The sequence below is a fragment of the Acinetobacter sp. CIP 102529 genome (genome assembly GCF_000368325.1).
Lineage (GTDB): Bacteria > Pseudomonadota > Gammaproteobacteria > Pseudomonadales > Moraxellaceae > Acinetobacter > Acinetobacter parvus.
Genome location: NZ_KB849354.1, coordinates 145,525 through 161,771, shown reverse-complemented (window position 1 = coordinate 161,771; position 16,247 = coordinate 145,525). Strand labels below are relative to the sequence as shown.

Genomic DNA, 16,247 nt, shown 5'->3' with positions numbered 1-16,247 from the left:
TATTTTAATACTTTTTTGAATCCGTCAATGCGTAAGTCCTATATGTCTAACATAAGCAATTAAATGACTTAAATCGTACGACATAAAATCCAGTTTTGAGATGAAACGCATATTTTTTTCTATATATTTGATTTTAATCATGTAATATAATTGAGAAAACAAAAATGAAAAATTTATATAACAATCAGTTTGAGGAGCAGAATGTGAAGATACGCAAGGCGGAAAAAAGGGATGTGAATGAGTGTGTTCCATTTGCTTAAACTTTCTGGGACAGGTTATGCTCATTCTTCATCGAATTAATTCAACATGCTATGCGTAGTCAATCAGCACTTTTATCCTGTTTTATTTTATTTTTCTCCTGTATCTGTCATGCAGGGGATTATAATTTTTTTACAGCGGTCAATGATGATGCTGAAGAAATGTTTGACTCAGCCTATCCACAGCAAGAGAAAACAGATTATTCAATTCTGCATAACCTGTTTTTTCAGGGTGAGCGCTGGCGTATTTACAATTATACCGCCTATCAAACCAACCAGTTTAACCATAAAATGCTGACAGGTGACACCAGTAACTTATCTCTGGATGATTTTTCAGTTTCATTGGGATATGGCATCATCTACCAACTGAATCCAACCAACCGAATTGGCTATGAGTACTTGTCCAGCTTTCCATTTGATCGGGGGCAGTTGGTTCGCTTTTTCTGGTTGCGAATATTTTAGACCATCTTTTGATATAAACCTGCACGTACCATACCTGCCTTGGTTTCCTTGATTTTTTGCCAACTGGCTGGAAGTTTTAGCTGTGACAGGTCACGGTCTGCCTCAACATAAATATAGGCGTTCGGATTAATCAATGGTTCAGTCAACTCGGCAAGCTCTTGCCATAAATCAAGGCTGTAGGGTGGATCAAGAAACACTACATCAAAGCCACTGTGTAATTTCACTAATGCCTGCTGCGCGGTTGAGATCATCAACTGACAATTTTCCGCTTTTAATAACTGGATATTATCCTTTAAAAAACGTGCCTGAGTTGGGTTGGGTTCAATCATCACCACTTTTGCTGCGCCACGCGAGAGCGCTTCAAAACCGAGGGCGCCCGAACCACTGCATAGGTCCAGCACCTGTGCATTCTGGATATCCCACATCAGCCAGTTGAACAAGGTCTCACGGACACGGTCAGGGGTTGGCCTTAAACCCTCAATACTGGCAAAGGGCAGGGAACGTCGTTTCCATTCACCCCCAATAATGCGTAATTGGTTCTTCATTATTCAGTGATTCCATCGGCTGGCTGTGGTGGTGGGGTAACTGCTGGGGCAGGGGTCACCGTAGGGGGTATTGGCAGTGAGGCTTGCGCCGTTGTTGGTGCAGTGGTATTGCCGCTTGGCAATTCGCTTGGCTTGATGCCTGCTGTCATTAAGCCGCCACTCACCTGATGGTTTGCAGGGCGCAGCGGATTCTTGTTGCGTGTCACTAACCAGTAATCGAAAACTGGGCGCGCTAGTTGCGCTGCGGAACCACCATGCTTACCATTTTCCCATACCACGGCAATCGCAATCTCAGGGGTGTCTGCTGGTGCAAAGCCGACAAATAAACCGTGGTCCCATTGTCTTGAGGATAAGGCCGCTTCATTGTAGCGTTTGCCCTGTGCGATACTCTTGACCTGGGCTGTACCTGTTTTTCCAGCAATTGAATACTGTAGGCCACCTTTAATGCCTCGACCTGTTCCTGTTTGGATGACATCAATCATGGCTGCATGCATATTCAGCCAGTCCTGTTCTGTCCCATTGAACTGAATTTTACCATCAGGGGCATTGTGCACCGTGAATTTTTTTGCACCCTTATTGTCCCGCAACACGTGAGGGGTGACGTGTGACCCTTTGTTCGCTGTAATTGCCGTTGCCATTGCCAGTTGTAATGGTGTTGCGGTAAATGCACCCTGACCAATACTGACCGAAATGGTTTCACCTTTTAACCACTTGGATTTGCGGGTACGCATTTTCCACTCAGGGCTTGGATATAAACCACTGCTTTCACTTGGCAGGTCAACACCTGTCTTTTCCCCGAAACCAAACTGGCGCATCCAGTCATTCATTTTTTCGATACCCATGCGGTAGGACAGGATATAGAAATAGGTGTCACAGGAGACCACTTCGGCCTTATGCAGGTTGACCGCACCATGTCCCGTTTTTTTATGGTCACGGAAGCGGTGACTGTCACCAGGTAAGTTGAAATAGCCTGGGTCGGAAATCGCAGTTCCCCAGTCAACCAAACCATAATGAATCCCACCTAGTCCAAACATTGGTTTAATGGTTGAACCAGGAGGATAGACACCCTGAACCGCACGGTTATAAAGTGGCTGGTCTAAATTATCGCGTAAACCACTATAGTCTTTCGAACTAATGCCCGTTACGAATAAATTGGGATTGAAGCTGGGACTGGAAACCAGTGCCAGAATTTCACCAGTACGTGGGTCCATGGCCACAATTGCCCCACGGCGGTCCGCCAATTGTTGTGCCGCGACCATCTGGAGGCCATAGTCAATCGACAAATACAGGTCATTGCCGCGAATCGGCGCCTTTCGTCCCAGGTTACGCAGGATATTGCCATGTGCATCGGCCTCTACCGATTCGTAGCCTGGGGTACCATGCAATAATTCTTCGTAGCTTTTTTCCACTCCAATTTTACCAATTAGGTTGGTGCCTGCGTATAAATCCTTGTCAATAGATTTTAGTTCTTTATCATTAATACGGCCCACATAACCCAGCACATGCGCGAAAAGCTCTCCATGCGGGTAATAGCGGGTCATTTGCGTTTCAATCTTTACCCCAGGAAAGGCATATTTCACTTCACTGAATTTGGCAATATCCGCTTCATTCAGGTTTAGCTTGATGGCAATCCGCTCAGTTTTCCGTGCCGTTTTCACCCGACTCTTAAAGCGTTCAACGTCTTCTTCCGTTAGGCCCAGTACAGGAATCAGGCGGTTGATTGTGTCATCTATATCGCTGACATCCGCACGGCTGAGCGTGGCGGTAAACACGGGATAGTTGTCGGCCAAAAGCACGCCATTGCGGTCATAAATATAACCACGGGCAGGGGCCAGTGGTTGCAGGCGGATTCGGTTCTTGTCCGAGGCGGTGGTGAAGTCGTCATAGTGCACAATCTGCAAATAGGCATAGCGGCAGATCAGGATGAGCAGACAGATCACGACAATAAAGATTGCAAAAAAGATTCGACCCTTGTAAATGCGCTTTTCTTGTTGCATGTTTTTTAAAGGAAAGTGCTGTTTCATACGGTGTCGACTTAATTACAAAATAAAAGAATGGAGCGATTGGCTATTTTAACGTAAGTTGAATGATCATACTGTAGAATTTTCAGTACTTCATGCAAATGTGGTGCGACACTTTTTGACTTTGCAGACATTAAAATTGTATGGTCTTGTATATTAGGAGCAAAATAATTCTGTTAAAGTCACAAACTGTTTGAAATAGGACACACTCTTAGGGAAAGTGGAGAAAATAATGAAAAAAATTTACCTTTTGCTGGCGGTTTTAACATCTACGGGTTTGGTTCACGCTGGGGAAAATCCATTTAAGCCTGAACCTAAACTAAAGGATGCAAAAGTTTCAACCTGGAATATTGGGGCTGGTGTAACCAAAAAATTATTACACGCCAACCTTGAATGGGTAAATCCATACGGGATTGCTTATGCGAAAGCGGGTGCGTTTTTAAACGATGATAATGAGGCGGGCGGTCAGGTTGGCTTCCGTTATCCATATTACCTGACAGGCACAGATAAAAACGGATATTACGTTGGGCTGTATGCAGGTCATCTGGACAGTAAAAATTATGGTGGAAAAGTAAAGGCGAATTTGGGTGTAGGGGCTGATATGGCCTTTGTGTGGTTGAATAATGAACGGATTAGCACATTCAGTGTGGGTGCGGGCGTACGTGAACCATTGAAAGGGGCAGATGGGAAGACTGTTAAAAAAGCAGAACCTGTGCTTCAGTTTTCATACACCTTAAGTTTTGGTTTGTAGGAGAGTGCAAGCTGTTCATCTATAGGCCATAATGTATCAATAACTTTGAGAGTCATGCATGTTTGATTACGTCAATGAATTGTGGCAGATTTTCTTAAATCGACCTGACCATCTGGCAGTCTTAAGTATCATTCCAGTGACTGCCTTTGTAACATGGGCACACGTGTGGATGGCTTTGAAAATGGTGTTTTACCCAATTAATTTCTGGGGATTCCATTTAGGACCATTACCTGTAGGTTGGCAAGGGATTGTGCCACGTAAGGCAGGACGTATTTCAGGCATTATTACTGACAATACCCTATCAAAATTAGGTTCATTGCGAGAGTTTCTGGAAGCGATGGACCCTGAGGACATGGCAAACATCATTGGTGAGCAGGTTGGTTTTGAACTTGAACACCTGATTGATGAGGTTATGCTTGACCGTAATGCGGTGCTGTGGGAAAACCTGCCTTATTCAATTAAGCGCCGTATTTATGCACAGGCGCATAAACAGTTGCCAAATACCCTAAAGGAACTGGTGACTGAGCTGACCATGAATGTTGAGTCACTGGTTGACATGCGTGAAATGGTGGTGAGCCAGATGGAGGGTGACCGCCGTTTGATGGTGCGGATGTTCCTGAAAGTGGGCCAAAAGGAAATTAACTTTATTTGGCATATCAGTGCGCTGATTGGGATGTTCTTTGGTGTGTTCCAGATGATTGTCTGGTTTGTGGTGCCTTGGCACTGGACTGTTCCGTTCTGGGCCGCCATCTGGGGTTTTCTGACTAACTGGATTGCGATCTGGATGGTGTTCAACCCAATCGAGCCACACTATATCCGCTATCCACAGATTTTCCGTTTAACCAAAGACCGTAAGTTCCCGTGGATTGTGCCTGTGTTGAAGATTGGCACCTATAATGTTCAGGGTGCATTCATGAAGCGTCAGGAAGAGGTTTCTGATGTGTTTGCCAGTGTGGTGACCGAAGACCTGATTACCCTAAAATCCATCATGACTGAAATGATGTATGGTAGTAAAAAGGACAAGACCCGCCGTATTGTCAAGCGCCATATCAATGAAATTATGGAAACGCCACTGGTGCGTACATCATTGCAGCTTTCACTTGGCCCTAGGGAATATGCTAGACTCAAGACTGACTTGATTGATCGCTCAATTGAAATTACCATGGGACCTGTATGTGACCCAGCCTTGAACGCCAGCCGCGCACAAAAAATCTTTCAAATGTTTAGGGACCGTATCCGTGAACTAACGCCGAAAGAATTCCAGAATTTATTGCGACCTGCGTTCCAAGAAGATGAGTGGATCCTAATTTTATTGGGTGGTGTAACTGGTTTCATTGCTGGTTTAATCCACTTATTTGTTGCTTTCTTATAATTAATTTGATGTTGGTTGAGCAATAAATCTGTATCATATTGCTCAATTTAAGATTTATTGTTTTTAAATGAGGATGTTCTTTTATGCGCATTATTTTACTCGGACCACCTGGGGCAGGTAAAGGTACTCAAGCTCAGTTGATCTGTAAGCGCTACAATATCCCACAAATTTCAACCGGTGATATGCTCCGCGCTGCAATTCGTGAAGGTACTGAACTAGGCTTAAAGGCGAAAAGCGTCATGGAGTCAGGTGGTTTGGTTTCAGACGAATTGATTATTGGTTTGGTTAAGGAGCGTATTGCCCAGCCTGACTGTGAAAATGGTTGTATTTTTGACGGTTTCCCACGTACGATTCCACAGGCTGAGGCTCTGGAAACTGCGGGTATCAGCATTGACCATGTGATCGAAATTGATGTGCCTGACGAAGAAATCGTTCAGCGTCTTTCTGGTCGTCGTCAGCACCCAGCGTCTGGTCGTATTTACCACCTGGTTTACAATCCGCCAAAAGTGGAAGGTAAGGATGACGAAACAGGTGAGGAGCTGGTACAGCGTCCAGATGATCAGGAAGAGACCATTCGTAAGCGTCTTGCGTCTTACCATAGCGAAACTGAGCAATTGGTTGGTTTCTATCAGGCGCGTGCCGCTTCTGGTGAGAATGCACCGACTTATAATAAGTTGAATGGTCTGCGTGCCATCGATGATGTACAAAAAGACCTGTTTGCGATTCTGGATAAATAACCTGAATTGCGAATGATGAAAGGGCTCTGAATAGGGCTCTTTTTATTTGGGAGAAAGCTTGTGCTAAAAGTGGTTCTTATTTTGCTTGTGATCTTAAGTTTGGCTTTACTCTTGTTTCTGGCGTACCAGAGCCAAAAAATGCTGCGCCATGTGCAAAAACAGCAGGCACTGGAAAATCGGCAGAATGGAAAATCGCGTCAGCTCCATCCAAAATTGCGGCAAGATAAAAAACCTCAGGATTAACTGAGGTTTTTTGTTGCAATGGATTTGCTTGCACCAAACTCAAAGCGGTCAGGCCAGTTGCAGACATCTGCAACCACACATTCAAAACATTTCGGCTTACGCGCGATACAGCAATAACGGCCATGTAGAATCAGCCAGTGATGGGCATCCAAAATAAATTCTTTCGGGATCACCTTAACTAGACGATGCTCAACCTCTAACACATTCTTTCCAACGGCTAAACCTGTACGATTTCCCACTCGAAAAATATGGGTGTCCACCGCCATGGTTGGCTGTCCAAATGCGGTATTCAGCACCACATTTGCCGTTTTACGGCCTACGCCTGGCAGCGCTTCAAGCTGTTGACGTGTTTCGGGTACTTGTCCCTGGTATTGATCAAGCAAAATCTGGCAGGTTTTAATCACATTTTCAGCCTTGGCATTATAGAGCCCAATGGTCTTGATATATGCCTTGAGTCCCTCGACACCAAGATTAAGGATGGCCTGGGCTGTATTTGCCACAGGATAGAGTTTATCGGTTGCCTTATTGACGCTGACATCGGTCGCCTGTGCCGAAAGCATCACCGCAATCAGCAGTTCAAATGGCGATGAATAGTTCAGCTCTGTACGGGGATCGGGACGTTGCTCATGCAAGCGTTCAAAGAAAACCTGAATTTGCTTTTTGGTCATATTCTTAACGGGCATTTAGACTTCCTGCAATTCATTTAAACGTTGCTGTAGGCTAAGCAGTTGCACCTGTTTCTGTTCATCAGCCCGTACGCTTAACTGTTTTTCCAGCTTCTTGATCTGGGTGCGGATTTTAGCCAGTTCTATCGTGGTTTTTGCATCAATTGGGGCGCTTTCTTTGGGCTTGTCTGCCAATGTAATCACAGGCACATTATTGAGTGCCTGGGAGAACTGGGCAAACAACTCGGTATCGATTTCAGCCCGTACAATCGGACCTTTACGATTTAGGCGGCGTTTTTCTTCACGCTGGATATGGGCATAGTAACGATGCCTTAATTCATCCTGTTCCTTAACGCGCTGTTCTCGGGTTGGCAGTGGCTTGATGTCGGCAACCAGGTCAATACAGTCAACTGGACAAGGTGGGATGCATAGTTCACAGCCGGTACACAGATCTGCCAGCACCGTATGCATGAGTTTACCACTGCCGATGATGGCATCTACAGGACATGCGCTGATACATTTGGTGCATCCAATACATTCATCTTCACGGATCACCGCTTTCATTTGCTGTGGGCGACCATCTGCCTGTATTTCCCAGACACTGGGTTCGGCAGTCAATTGTGGTCGCTGTAACAGTGTGGCAAGCGCATCCGCAACAGGCTGTCCGCCTGGAACACATTTGTTCGCATCTTCACCCTCTGCAATGGACTGTGCGTAGGGTAAACATCCATCACGATGCCCACATAAACCACACTGTGTCTGTGGTAAAAGCTGGTCTATCTGGACAATCAGGGAATGTGGTGGGGGCAGGGACATAACAACAGGGGAAACAAAATGGGACGGAATAGTATAACAAAAAATAGATGGTGTTGGCGGTGAACATCTGGAAACAACAGTTGGCTTAAAGTGTTGGATTTTGACAAAAAATGGTGCGAATATTGCACTTTAACCAAGTAATCCTAAAATAAATCATATCTTTCTTGTTTTGTTTAATTAATTGAAATTCTTTAATATATTAAATAATGCACTAAAATGATACATGGTATTTTTTATAGGAATGTTCGTTATTTTTTCTTTTTAAATATTTGATTTATAAAAATTAAAAATAATATGATTGAAAAAAATATTGTGAATTAAAAAAATAAGTATTAAATAGGTGCGTTAAACTATTTTGGTGCGTTTTTTTTGCACTTTTATGAATCATTCGACTTGAGGGTCAAACATTGAAATACAGTAGCCTAAGCGACTTCCTGGATTATGTTAAAGCTCGTGATCCACATCAACCAGAGTTTCTGCAAGCTGTGGAAGAGGTAATGATGAGTTTATGGCCTTTCATTGAGAAGAACCCAAAGTACGCTCAATATGGTCTATTAGAGCGTTTGGTTGAACCTGAACGGGTGATTCAGTTCCGTGTTTCATGGATGGATGATCAGGGTGAAACCCATGTGAACCGCGCGTTTCGTGTGCAGTACAATTCGGCAATTGGGCCATTTAAAGGGGGAATGCGTTTTCACCCTTCAGTGAACCTGTCTATCCTGAAGTTTTTGGGTTTTGAGCAAACCTTTAAAAATGCACTGACCACACTGCCAATGGGTGGGGGCAAGGGTGGCTCTGATTTTGACCCCAAAGGAAAGTCTGATGCCGAGATTATGCGTTTCTGTCAGGCCTTGATGCTTGAGTTGTACCGTCATTTAGGATCAAACACTGATATTCCAGCAGGAGATATTGGTGTGGGTGGTCGTGAGGTTGGTTATATGACGGGCATGATGAAAAAGCTCAGCAATGACACCTCTTGTGTATTTACAGGCAAAGGCATCTCGTTTGGTGGCTCATTGGCGCGTCCAGAAGCAACGGGTTACGGTACGGTTTACTTTGCCGAAGAAATGCTGAAAACTCGTGGCGACAGTTTCACGGGTAAAACGGTTTCAATTTCTGGTTCAGGCAATGTGGCGCAATATGCGGCAGAAAAGGCCATGTTCCTGGGTGCAAAAGTGGTGACTCTGTCTGATTCAAATGGTACGGTCTATTTGAAGAACGGTTTTAGCAAGGCGCTTCTGGATGAAGTGATGGAACTGAAAAACGTAAAACGTGGTCGTATTTCAGATTTTGCCTCTAAACATGGTTTTGAATATTTTGAGGGTAAAACACCTTGGCATATTCGTGCTGATATTGCCTTGCCATGTGCGACACAAAATGAGTTGAATGGCGAAGATGCTGAAATTCTTTTGGCTAACGGGGTCATCTGTGTGGCTGAAGGTGCGAATATGCCATCGACACTAGATGCGGTGGAGAAGTTTGTTGAGGCAAAAATCCTCTATGCGCCAGGTAAAGCCTCTAACGCGGGTGGTGTGGCAACGTCAGGTCTGGAAATGTCGCAGAACGCCAATCGTTTGGGTTGGTCATTTGAGGAAGTGGATGAGCGCCTGCATGCGATCATGAAAGAAATCCATCGCAATTGTGTGAAATATGGTACACGGGAAGATGGAAGCATCAATTATGTGGATGGTGCCAATATTGCTGGATTTGTAAAAGTGGCTGACGCAATTCTAGGTCAGGGTATTTATTAAAAATTCCTCTTTAATAAAGAAAGACTTTTCATAAAAAATCCGATGTTAAAAGTATCGGATTTTTTATTTATCCATTGGAGCGTAAAACCTCGGGGTTTAGCCCGAGGATATAAGCGACTGGCGTAAGCCATACGACATGAAATGTCGTTTTAAATACTTTTGCTATAATCACTATTAAGAAAAATACGGTTAAAATAATTGTATGAAGACACTCAAATTACGAATAAAAGACAAACATTGCAAGATGCTAGACCAACTAGCGTTGGAGGTAAACTTTGTTTGGAATTATGTCAATGATTTGTGTTTCAAGCATCTACAACGCAAACAACAATTCTTTTCAGCATACGACATTGCCAAATACACAAAAGGCACATCGAAAGAATGTAATTTGCATAGCCAAACGATTCAGGCGGTCACAGAAGAATTAGTGACAAGACGCAAGCAATTCAAAAAAGCAAAACTGAAATGGCGAGTCAGCAATAAAAAATCAGCTAGGCGTTCATTGGGCTGGATACCGTTCAAGAAAGTAGCAATCAAATATGCTGATGGCTATGTTCAATATGGCAAGCACCAATTCAAACTATGGGACAGCTACGGACTAAGCAAATACAATGTTAAAACAGGCTCATTTGTTGAGGATAGTCGTGGGCGTTGGTATGTCTGTTTAGTTGTAGAAGCACCAAAGATAGAGAAAACAACATCAACCACAGCCATTGGCATTGATCTAGGGCTAAAAGACCTTGCAACATGCTCAGATGGTGTGAAACTCAAAGCCCCTAAAATCTATCGCCAATATGAACAAAAACTTGGCATTGCTCAACGTGCAAAAAATAAGAAACGCGTCAAAGCGATTCACGCCAAGATTAAAAATATACGTCAAAACATGCTGCATCAATTCAGCCATAAACTGGTGAATGAACATGCAGCAATCTTCGTTGGCAATGTGAATGCCAAAGCACTCGCACAAACTAAATTAGCTAAATCAGTGCTAGATGCAAGTTGGACAACACTAAGAACCATGCTCAAGTATAAATGCGAGAACGCAGGGGTATGGTATGAAGAAGTCAATGAATCGTATACCACCCAAACTTGCTCGTGCTGTGGCTCACGCTCCAGTAGTCCGAAAGGTAGAGCAGGCTTAGGAATAAGAGAATGGCAGTGCATGGAGTGCGGTACGCTCCATGATCGGGATGTAAATTCCGCACTGAATATTCTTGCGCTCGGACATGAGCGTCTCGCAGGAGGAATCCCCGTCCTTTAGGTCGGGGAGGATGTCAATTGTGTAATTACGCTGTCAGTTATATTTTGTGCTGATTGGCAGGCTATTAGGGAAAGTGGAAGTAAGGCAAGAACTAAATATTTGATTTTCATGTTCAAAATGACAGTAAATAAATAACAGTGTTAAGCTTAAAGTATTCTTAAAAAAGAGCATGTAGTACGTTTAGGTATTCAGTTTGCTAAATGTATTTATTTGTAATATTCCAGCAATTATGGCCTTATGGATGGGACGATGATGACCGTCCCTTTTTACGATATGAAATTTTAATCAAACCGATAAATATCCATGCCCAGTGAACCCATTGAAAAACTGCTATGTACGATCGTAAAACGATGACCTGTCCCCATCGCAAAAAACAGTGGGGCAAAATGTTCAAGTGTGGGATGGTTGCGCTGGACATAGGGTAATGATGGCCAATCCAGCACCGCATCATAGTTCTGGTGGGTCAATTTGCTCACCACTGCATTTCTGAATGTACTGGCCCAGATCGGCACATCTGTAGGGTTGTGCCATGATAGCTCAGCCAGATTGTGGGTGATACTGCCTGAACCAATCAACAGGATTTGTTGATCACGTAATGGTGCAAGCGTTTGCCCGATTTTGTAAATTTCATCCGCATTCATGTGAATTGGCAGGGAAATTTCAATCACAGGAATATCTGCCTCTGGATACATATGTAACAACGGCATCCATACGCCGTGATCGCGTGGACGGGTGCTGTTTGCGTGGGCCGCAATATCTGCTTCTGCAAATAAACTCAGTATTTCCTCGGCCAACTTTGGCGCGCCTGCCGCAGGGTAATGAATCTGATACAGTTCAGGTGGGAAGCCGCGAAAGTCGTGCCAGGTTTGTGGTCGAGTGGAGGTGCTGACTTCCAGCGCCTGACTTTCCCAATGCGCTGACATCACCACAATGGCCTTGGGCTTTGGCAGATTGCTGCTTAGGCGATATAGGGCAGGACCAACCTGCTCAGGATCAAGTGCGAGCATTGGCGAACCATGAGAGATAAATAACCCTGGTAAAGTTTGCAAGTTCATAACAGCGCACCTGATTGGAGAGACCTGATTATCGTGACAAATTCTTTAAAGGAATGACAGTAGTTAAACTTCAACATATTGTTCTAAAATCAGAACAAGTATAGCGCTATGCCCGATGATAAGGATGGTTATGGTTAATGCTCATCGCACGATACAGTTGTTCAATAAGCAAGATACGCACCATGGGATGGGGCATGGTGAGCTTGGACAATGACCAGTGCCAGGCCGCTGCCTGACGTACCGCTTCGGAATGGCCATCTGGGCCACCAATGGCAAGTGCGATGTCATTGCCCTCTAGCATCCATTGCTTCATGGTGTCTGCCAGCTTTTCAGTGCTGAGTTCGCGCCCGCCGACTTCTAAAGCGATCAATGTCTCATTTGGCTTGAGGGCATTCAAAATACTTTCACCCTCAATTTGACAGTATTTTAGGATATCTGCCTCAGAGTCATTTTTTCCACGTTTCGCCATAGGCAGCTCAATCACCTGAGTCTGTACAAAGGGCTGGATACGTTTGAAGTAATCTTCAAAGCCAGTGAGTACCCAGGCAGGCATTTTTTGACCAATGGTGAGAATACGAATTTTCATAGGATTGTTTAAATCGATAGATTCAGCACATTATAAATGCTGCTGGTTGTCATGGGATGGTGCAAACGGTTTATCTTGTCATAAAAGATACAAAATAGCGGATTATTCTCTCCATAAAAAACGCAGCTCAACATGCGTATGAGCTGCGATCAAAGTGCCATCTGTCTGGAGTTCAGATGGCACTAAAATGAGTTCATGAGTCAAGTTTGGCCTTTGTTTTGTCGACTCCATTTCATTATGCAATATACTGGTTATTTTTCAACCAAAATATGTAACAAAAAAAGAGAGCCGAAGCTCTCTTTAATTTTTTCAAGGATTAGTGACGTGCAGCCTTTGCTTCTTCCACTGGTTTTACAATCGGTGTTTTCGGCAAAGGTTTTGGTGTATCCGTCAAAGCCAAAGGCAGGATTTCATCAATGCTTTTCACAGCTTTGATTTCTAAACCTTCTTTCACATTTTCTGGAATCTCAGCCAAGTCACGGACGTTATCCTGTGGAATGAAGACCAGCTTGATTCCACCACGGTGTGCCGCAAGAAGCTTTTCTTTCAAGCCACCAATACGCATCGCACGACCACCAAGACTTGTTTCACCTGTCATGGCAATGTCTGGACGAATCGGAATACCTGTAAATGCCGATACAAGGGCAGTGGTCAGGGCTAAACCAGCTGATGGGCCATCTTTTGGTGTTGCACCTTCAGGTAAGTGAACATGGACATCAGTTTCATCGAAACGAGATGATTCAATTCCCAATTCATCCGCACGTGTACGAACCACGGTCATTGCTGCGGTAATTGATTCTTTCATTACATCACCGAGTGAACCTGTAGTAATGAATTTACCTTTACCTTTTACGGCAGCAACTTCAATGGTCAGTAACTCACCACCCACCGAAGTCCAAGCCAGGCCATTGACACGACCCACTTGCGCTTCATCTTCAGCAACACCAAAGTCAAACTTGTGTGGACCCAGGTATTCTGGAAGATTTGCAGAAGTCACATCAACCTGTAGGTTTTTAGACTTCTTGCTCACCGCCTCTTTCACAACTTTACGTGCAATTTTAGACACTTCACGTTCAAGGCTACGCACACCAGCTTCACGTGTATAACGTTGTACGATGTCGCGAATGGCTTCTTCATGAATAGTCAGTTCTTTTGCACGTAGACCATTATTTTTAATGGCTTTCGGCACTAAGTAACGCTCAGCAATATTCACTTTTTCATCTTCGGTATAACCCGGTAGACGAATCACTTCCATACGATCCAGTAAAGCTTCTGGAATATTCATGCTGTTCGCAGTACAGATGAACATCACTTCAGACAAGTCCAGATCAAGATCTAAATAGTGATCGTTGAACTTACTGTTCTGTGATGGATCAAGCACTTCAAGCAATGCAGAAGCAGGATCGCCGCGGTAGTCTTGTGCCATCTTATCGATTTCGTCGAGTAAGAACAGTGGGTTCTTAACCCCAACTTTCGTTAAAGACTGTACAATTTTACCTGGCATCGCACCGATATAGGTACGACGGTGACCACGGATTTCAGCTTCGTCACGTACGCCACCGAGGGCCATGCGGACAAACTCACGACCAGTCGCTTTCGCTACTGATTCCCCAAGAGAAGTTTTTCCTACACCTGGAGGGCCGACTAAACACAAGATTGGCCCGCGGAGTTTTTTAACACGCGACTGAACCGCCAGATACTCAACAATACGATCTTTGACGTCATCTAAGCCGTAGTGATCTTCATCAAGAATCTCTTGTGCTTTGGCCAAGTTAATGCTGACTTTGCTCGCCTTATTCCAAGGCGTATCTAAAATGACTTCTAGATAGTTACGAACAACGGCTGCTTCACTGGATGCAGGTTGCATTGCCTTGAGTTTACGGAACTCAGCTTCAGCTTTTTTGCGTACATGTTCAGGTAAATCTGCTTCAGCAAGACGTTTCTCGATTTCCGCAACGTCATCCTCAGCACCACCATTCATATCGGAAAGCTCACGTTGAATAACTTTCATTTTTTCATTTAGAAAGTATTCACGCTGGTTCTTTTCCATTTGACGTTTAACACTGTCATGTAACGTTTGTTCAATTTGCTGTTCAGCAGATTGATTCACCAAATAGCTCATCAACTCTTGCAAATGCGCTTCAAACTCGTCGTGCTCTAAAAAGTTTTGTTTCACTTCAATGTTTAAAGGCACACGGGTCGCAACGAAGAACATCAGTTGTAACAGGTCTTCGATTTTATTAGCTGCTGCAACAAGCTCACGTGCATTGCGTAATTTCGCTTCAGCATATTGAGCGAATAGGGTACGTAATTCGTTTAAGCGAGTTGCTTGAGCTTCCTCATCCAATGGTAATGTAATTGGACTGAGACTGTGCTCGGCAGTCAAGTATTCTTCACCATCAATAATGCGCTCTAATTTAGAACGATGCAGACCTTCAATCAGTACTTTAATGCAGTTTTCATCATTTTCATGATTGACGACCTGTACGATTTTAGCCACGGTTCCATATTGATAGAGGTTATCGTGATCAATTTCTTCTGTAAGCGAATCTTTTTGCGCAACTACAAATACTAAATTGTCACCGTTACGAGCCACATCCACTGCATTGATCGATTTTTCACGACCCACAAATAGCGCAATTTGCATGTGTGGATAGACCACAACATCACGTAATGCTAATAGTGGTAATACACTTGGAACCTGTGGCTCTAAGCTTGATTCATTATTTAAAATATATTCAGACATGGGCACTCCTAATGAGTGACAACGGTGTTGCCATGTTTTTTATAGTGAAGTGCATTTTTAAAATTACAAGGGTTTTAATTTATAAAATATGAAAAAAAGACTAAATTACTCAAGATTGGCGGTTAAAATTAATAAAATTAGCTATTTATCGTTTGAAATAATAAAAATTTTGAGGGGTTAATAATCCATCAATGGGTTGATCCCATTTTTGTCTGAATAAAGGTTCATTTATATATTGAAAAGAATGGGCGAGTCCCAGCCGAAAAGGACGATGTGGGGCAGTTGCCAAAGTACGGTCATAAAATCCACCTCCCATACCGATTCTCGTTCCAAGCTGGTCACAGGCCAATAAAGGCATAATCAGTAAATCCAGGGTGGAAACATGCTGCCCACGCGTTGCCATTGGTTCTTTCATACCGAGAGGATGATGGGAAAAACGTTTATTTAAATATTGATTGGAGCTGATTTTTACCCAAACCAGGTTTTGGTTCATATTACAGATCATGGGTAGATAGACCTGCTTGTTTTTTTGAAAACAGAACTGGATGATTTTTCGGGTATGCACTTCACCAAAGGCGTGTAAATACATGCCAACTTTTTGGGCTGACTTGAACTGTGGCAAATATCTGAGTCGATTTAAAACCTGTTGTTCAGCTTTCTTTTGTTCATAAGGAGAAAGTCGCTTTCTTTTTAGGCGAAGCTGTTTTCTTAATGGGTTTAAAAGCTGGTTCATGAGATTTGAAATGATTTTCTTTTGAAGAATGATACCCGATTTTGGCGAGATTCTTGAATATGGAACTGAATAATTAGATCGGGTTCTTATGGAAAGCAGGATGAGTTGTGCGACATAAATTGTCGCCTAAATGTCTTAAGTTTACAATTTAGGACTTACGCATTGACGGATTCAAAAAAGTATTAAAATAGTTTATAAAGTATCTGTGATCAGACGAACTAAACATGCTTCTACAGCAACTTGTAC

General features: G+C 43.5%; 15 protein-coding genes. 7 read left to right on the top strand and 8 right to left on the bottom strand.

Annotated elements, in window-relative coordinates; translation table 11 throughout:
- The first annotated feature begins 311 nt into the window (after positions 1–311).
- On the top strand, positions 312–719 hold the full coding sequence (locus F972_RS03015; RefSeq protein ID WP_004763907.1) for a hypothetical protein: 408 nt from the start codon (positions 312–314) through the stop codon (positions 717–719).
- Here the strand turns inward: F972_RS03015 and rsmD are convergent.
- A complete protein-coding gene (gene rsmD / locus F972_RS03010; protein ID WP_004755796.1) occupies positions 716–1,264 on the bottom strand; it encodes a 16S rRNA (guanine(966)-N(2))-methyltransferase RsmD in 549 nt (182 codons plus the stop codon). The genes F972_RS03015 and rsmD overlap by 4 nt on opposite strands.
- Positions 1,264–3,288 (bottom strand): penicillin-binding protein 2, encoded by a 2,025-nt coding sequence (gene mrdA / locus F972_RS03005; RefSeq protein ID WP_004675866.1) that lies wholly within the window; start codon positions 3,286–3,288, stop codon positions 1,264–1,266. The genes rsmD and mrdA overlap by 1 nt, the downstream gene beginning before the upstream one ends.
- Positions 3,289–3,517: 229 nt before the next feature.
- On the opposite strand from mrdA, the gene F972_RS03000 reads away from it, so the two are divergent.
- The 4 genes from F972_RS03000 (at position 3,518) to F972_RS02985 (ending at position 6,388) form a co-directional block, all read left to right on the top strand.
- Positions 3,518–4,036, top strand: coding sequence for a hypothetical protein (locus F972_RS03000; RefSeq protein WP_004675864.1), 519 nt, complete (start codon positions 3,518–3,520; stop codon positions 4,034–4,036).
- A 58-nt stretch (positions 4,037–4,094) separates the two neighbouring features.
- Positions 4,095–5,408 carry a DUF445 domain-containing protein gene (locus F972_RS02995; protein WP_004763904.1) on the top strand — a complete coding sequence of 438 codons (1,314 nt, stop codon included), beginning with the start codon at positions 4,095–4,097 and terminating at the stop codon, positions 5,406–5,408.
- A gap of 83 nt (positions 5,409–5,491) precedes the next feature.
- A complete protein-coding gene (gene adk, locus F972_RS02990) occupies positions 5,492–6,145 on the top strand; it encodes an adenylate kinase (RefSeq protein ID WP_004681312.1) in 654 nt (217 codons plus the stop codon).
- 60 nt (positions 6,146–6,205) lie between these two features.
- Complete coding sequence (locus F972_RS02985; protein ID WP_004755787.1) at positions 6,206–6,388, top strand: hypothetical protein; 183 nt, start codon at positions 6,206–6,208, stop codon at positions 6,386–6,388.
- Here F972_RS02985 and nth read toward each other — a convergent pair.
- Positions 6,385–7,071: an endonuclease III gene (nth, locus tag F972_RS02980; RefSeq protein WP_004763901.1), complete on the bottom strand. Its 687-nt coding sequence runs from the start codon at positions 7,069–7,071 to the stop codon at positions 6,385–6,387. The two genes, F972_RS02985 and nth, sit on opposite strands and share 4 nt — an antisense overlap.
- The gene (locus F972_RS02975) at positions 7,072–7,869 is read right to left on the bottom strand and encodes an RnfABCDGE type electron transport complex subunit B (protein ID WP_004763900.1); all 798 of its coding nucleotides are present in this window, start codon (positions 7,867–7,869) and stop codon (positions 7,072–7,074) included.
- Between the two features lie 383 nt (positions 7,870–8,252).
- Between F972_RS02975 and gdhA the strand changes: the two genes are divergently transcribed.
- Together gdhA and F972_RS02965 are read left to right on the top strand one after the other, a co-directional pair.
- Positions 8,253–9,620 carry an NADP-specific glutamate dehydrogenase gene (gene gdhA, locus F972_RS02970; protein WP_026040092.1) on the top strand — a complete coding sequence of 456 codons (1,368 nt, stop codon included), beginning with the start codon at positions 8,253–8,255 and terminating at the stop codon, positions 9,618–9,620.
- Between the two features lie 202 nt (positions 9,621–9,822).
- Complete coding sequence (locus F972_RS02965) at positions 9,823–10,881, top strand: RNA-guided endonuclease InsQ/TnpB family protein (RefSeq protein WP_034426576.1); 1,059 nt, start codon at positions 9,823–9,825, stop codon at positions 10,879–10,881.
- Positions 10,882–11,162: 281 nt separating this feature from the next.
- Here the strand turns inward: F972_RS02965 and F972_RS02960 are convergent, their stop codons facing one another.
- From F972_RS02960 to F972_RS02945, 4 genes are all read right to left on the bottom strand, one after another.
- A complete protein-coding gene (locus tag F972_RS02960; protein ID WP_004681300.1) occupies positions 11,163–11,936 on the bottom strand; it encodes a DODA-type extradiol aromatic ring-opening family dioxygenase in 774 nt (257 codons plus the stop codon).
- 106 nt (positions 11,937–12,042) lie between these two features.
- On the bottom strand, positions 12,043–12,522 hold the full coding sequence (gene rlmH, locus F972_RS02955; protein WP_004681298.1) for a 23S rRNA (pseudouridine(1915)-N(3))-methyltransferase RlmH: 480 nt from the start codon (positions 12,520–12,522) through the stop codon (positions 12,043–12,045).
- 316 nt (positions 12,523–12,838) lie between these two features.
- Positions 12,839–15,268: an endopeptidase La gene (gene lon / locus F972_RS02950; protein WP_004681296.1), complete on the bottom strand. Its 2,430-nt coding sequence runs from the start codon at positions 15,266–15,268 to the stop codon at positions 12,839–12,841.
- A 145-nt stretch (positions 15,269–15,413) separates the two neighbouring features.
- The gene (locus F972_RS02945; RefSeq protein WP_004681294.1) at positions 15,414–16,001 is read right to left on the bottom strand and encodes a 5-formyltetrahydrofolate cyclo-ligase; all 588 of its coding nucleotides are present in this window, start codon (positions 15,999–16,001) and stop codon (positions 15,414–15,416) included.
- Positions 16,002–16,247 lie beyond the last annotated feature (246 nt).

What these genes read in the sequence shown, in the direction of transcription:
- F972_RS03000 (WP_004675864.1), top strand. Translation starts at nt 3,518, where the DNA reads ATGAAAAAAATTTACCTTTTGCTGGCGGTTTTAACATCTACGGGTTTG.
- F972_RS02960 (WP_004681300.1), bottom strand. Translation starts at nt 11,936, where the DNA reads ATGAACTTGCAAACTTTACCAGGGTTATTTATCTCTCATGGTTCGCCA.
- rsmD (WP_004755796.1), bottom strand. Translation starts at nt 1,264, where the DNA reads ATGAAGAACCAATTACGCATTATTGGGGGTGAATGGAAACGACGTTCC.
- adk (WP_004681312.1), top strand. Translation starts at nt 5,492, where the DNA reads ATGCGCATTATTTTACTCGGACCACCTGGGGCAGGTAAAGGTACTCAA.
- nth (WP_004763901.1), bottom strand. Translation starts at nt 7,071, where the DNA reads ATGCCCGTTAAGAATATGACCAAAAAGCAAATTCAGGTTTTCTTTGAA.
- F972_RS02975 (WP_004763900.1), bottom strand. Translation starts at nt 7,869, where the DNA reads ATGTCCCTGCCCCCACCACATTCCCTGATTGTCCAGATAGACCAGCTT.
- F972_RS02965 (WP_034426576.1), top strand. Translation starts at nt 9,823, where the DNA reads ATGAAGACACTCAAATTACGAATAAAAGACAAACATTGCAAGATGCTA.
- F972_RS02945 (WP_004681294.1), bottom strand. Translation starts at nt 16,001, where the DNA reads ATGAACCAGCTTTTAAACCCATTAAGAAAACAGCTTCGCCTAAAAAGA.
- F972_RS03015 (WP_004763907.1), top strand. Translation starts at nt 312, where the DNA reads ATGCGTAGTCAATCAGCACTTTTATCCTGTTTTATTTTATTTTTCTCC.
- rlmH (WP_004681298.1), bottom strand. Translation starts at nt 12,522, where the DNA reads ATGAAAATTCGTATTCTCACCATTGGTCAAAAAATGCCTGCCTGGGTA.
- mrdA (WP_004675866.1), bottom strand. Translation starts at nt 3,288, where the DNA reads ATGAAACAGCACTTTCCTTTAAAAAACATGCAACAAGAAAAGCGCATT.
- F972_RS02995 (WP_004763904.1), top strand. Translation starts at nt 4,095, where the DNA reads ATGTTTGATTACGTCAATGAATTGTGGCAGATTTTCTTAAATCGACCT.
- lon (WP_004681296.1), bottom strand. Translation starts at nt 15,268, where the DNA reads ATGTCTGAATATATTTTAAATAATGAATCAAGCTTAGAGCCACAGGTT.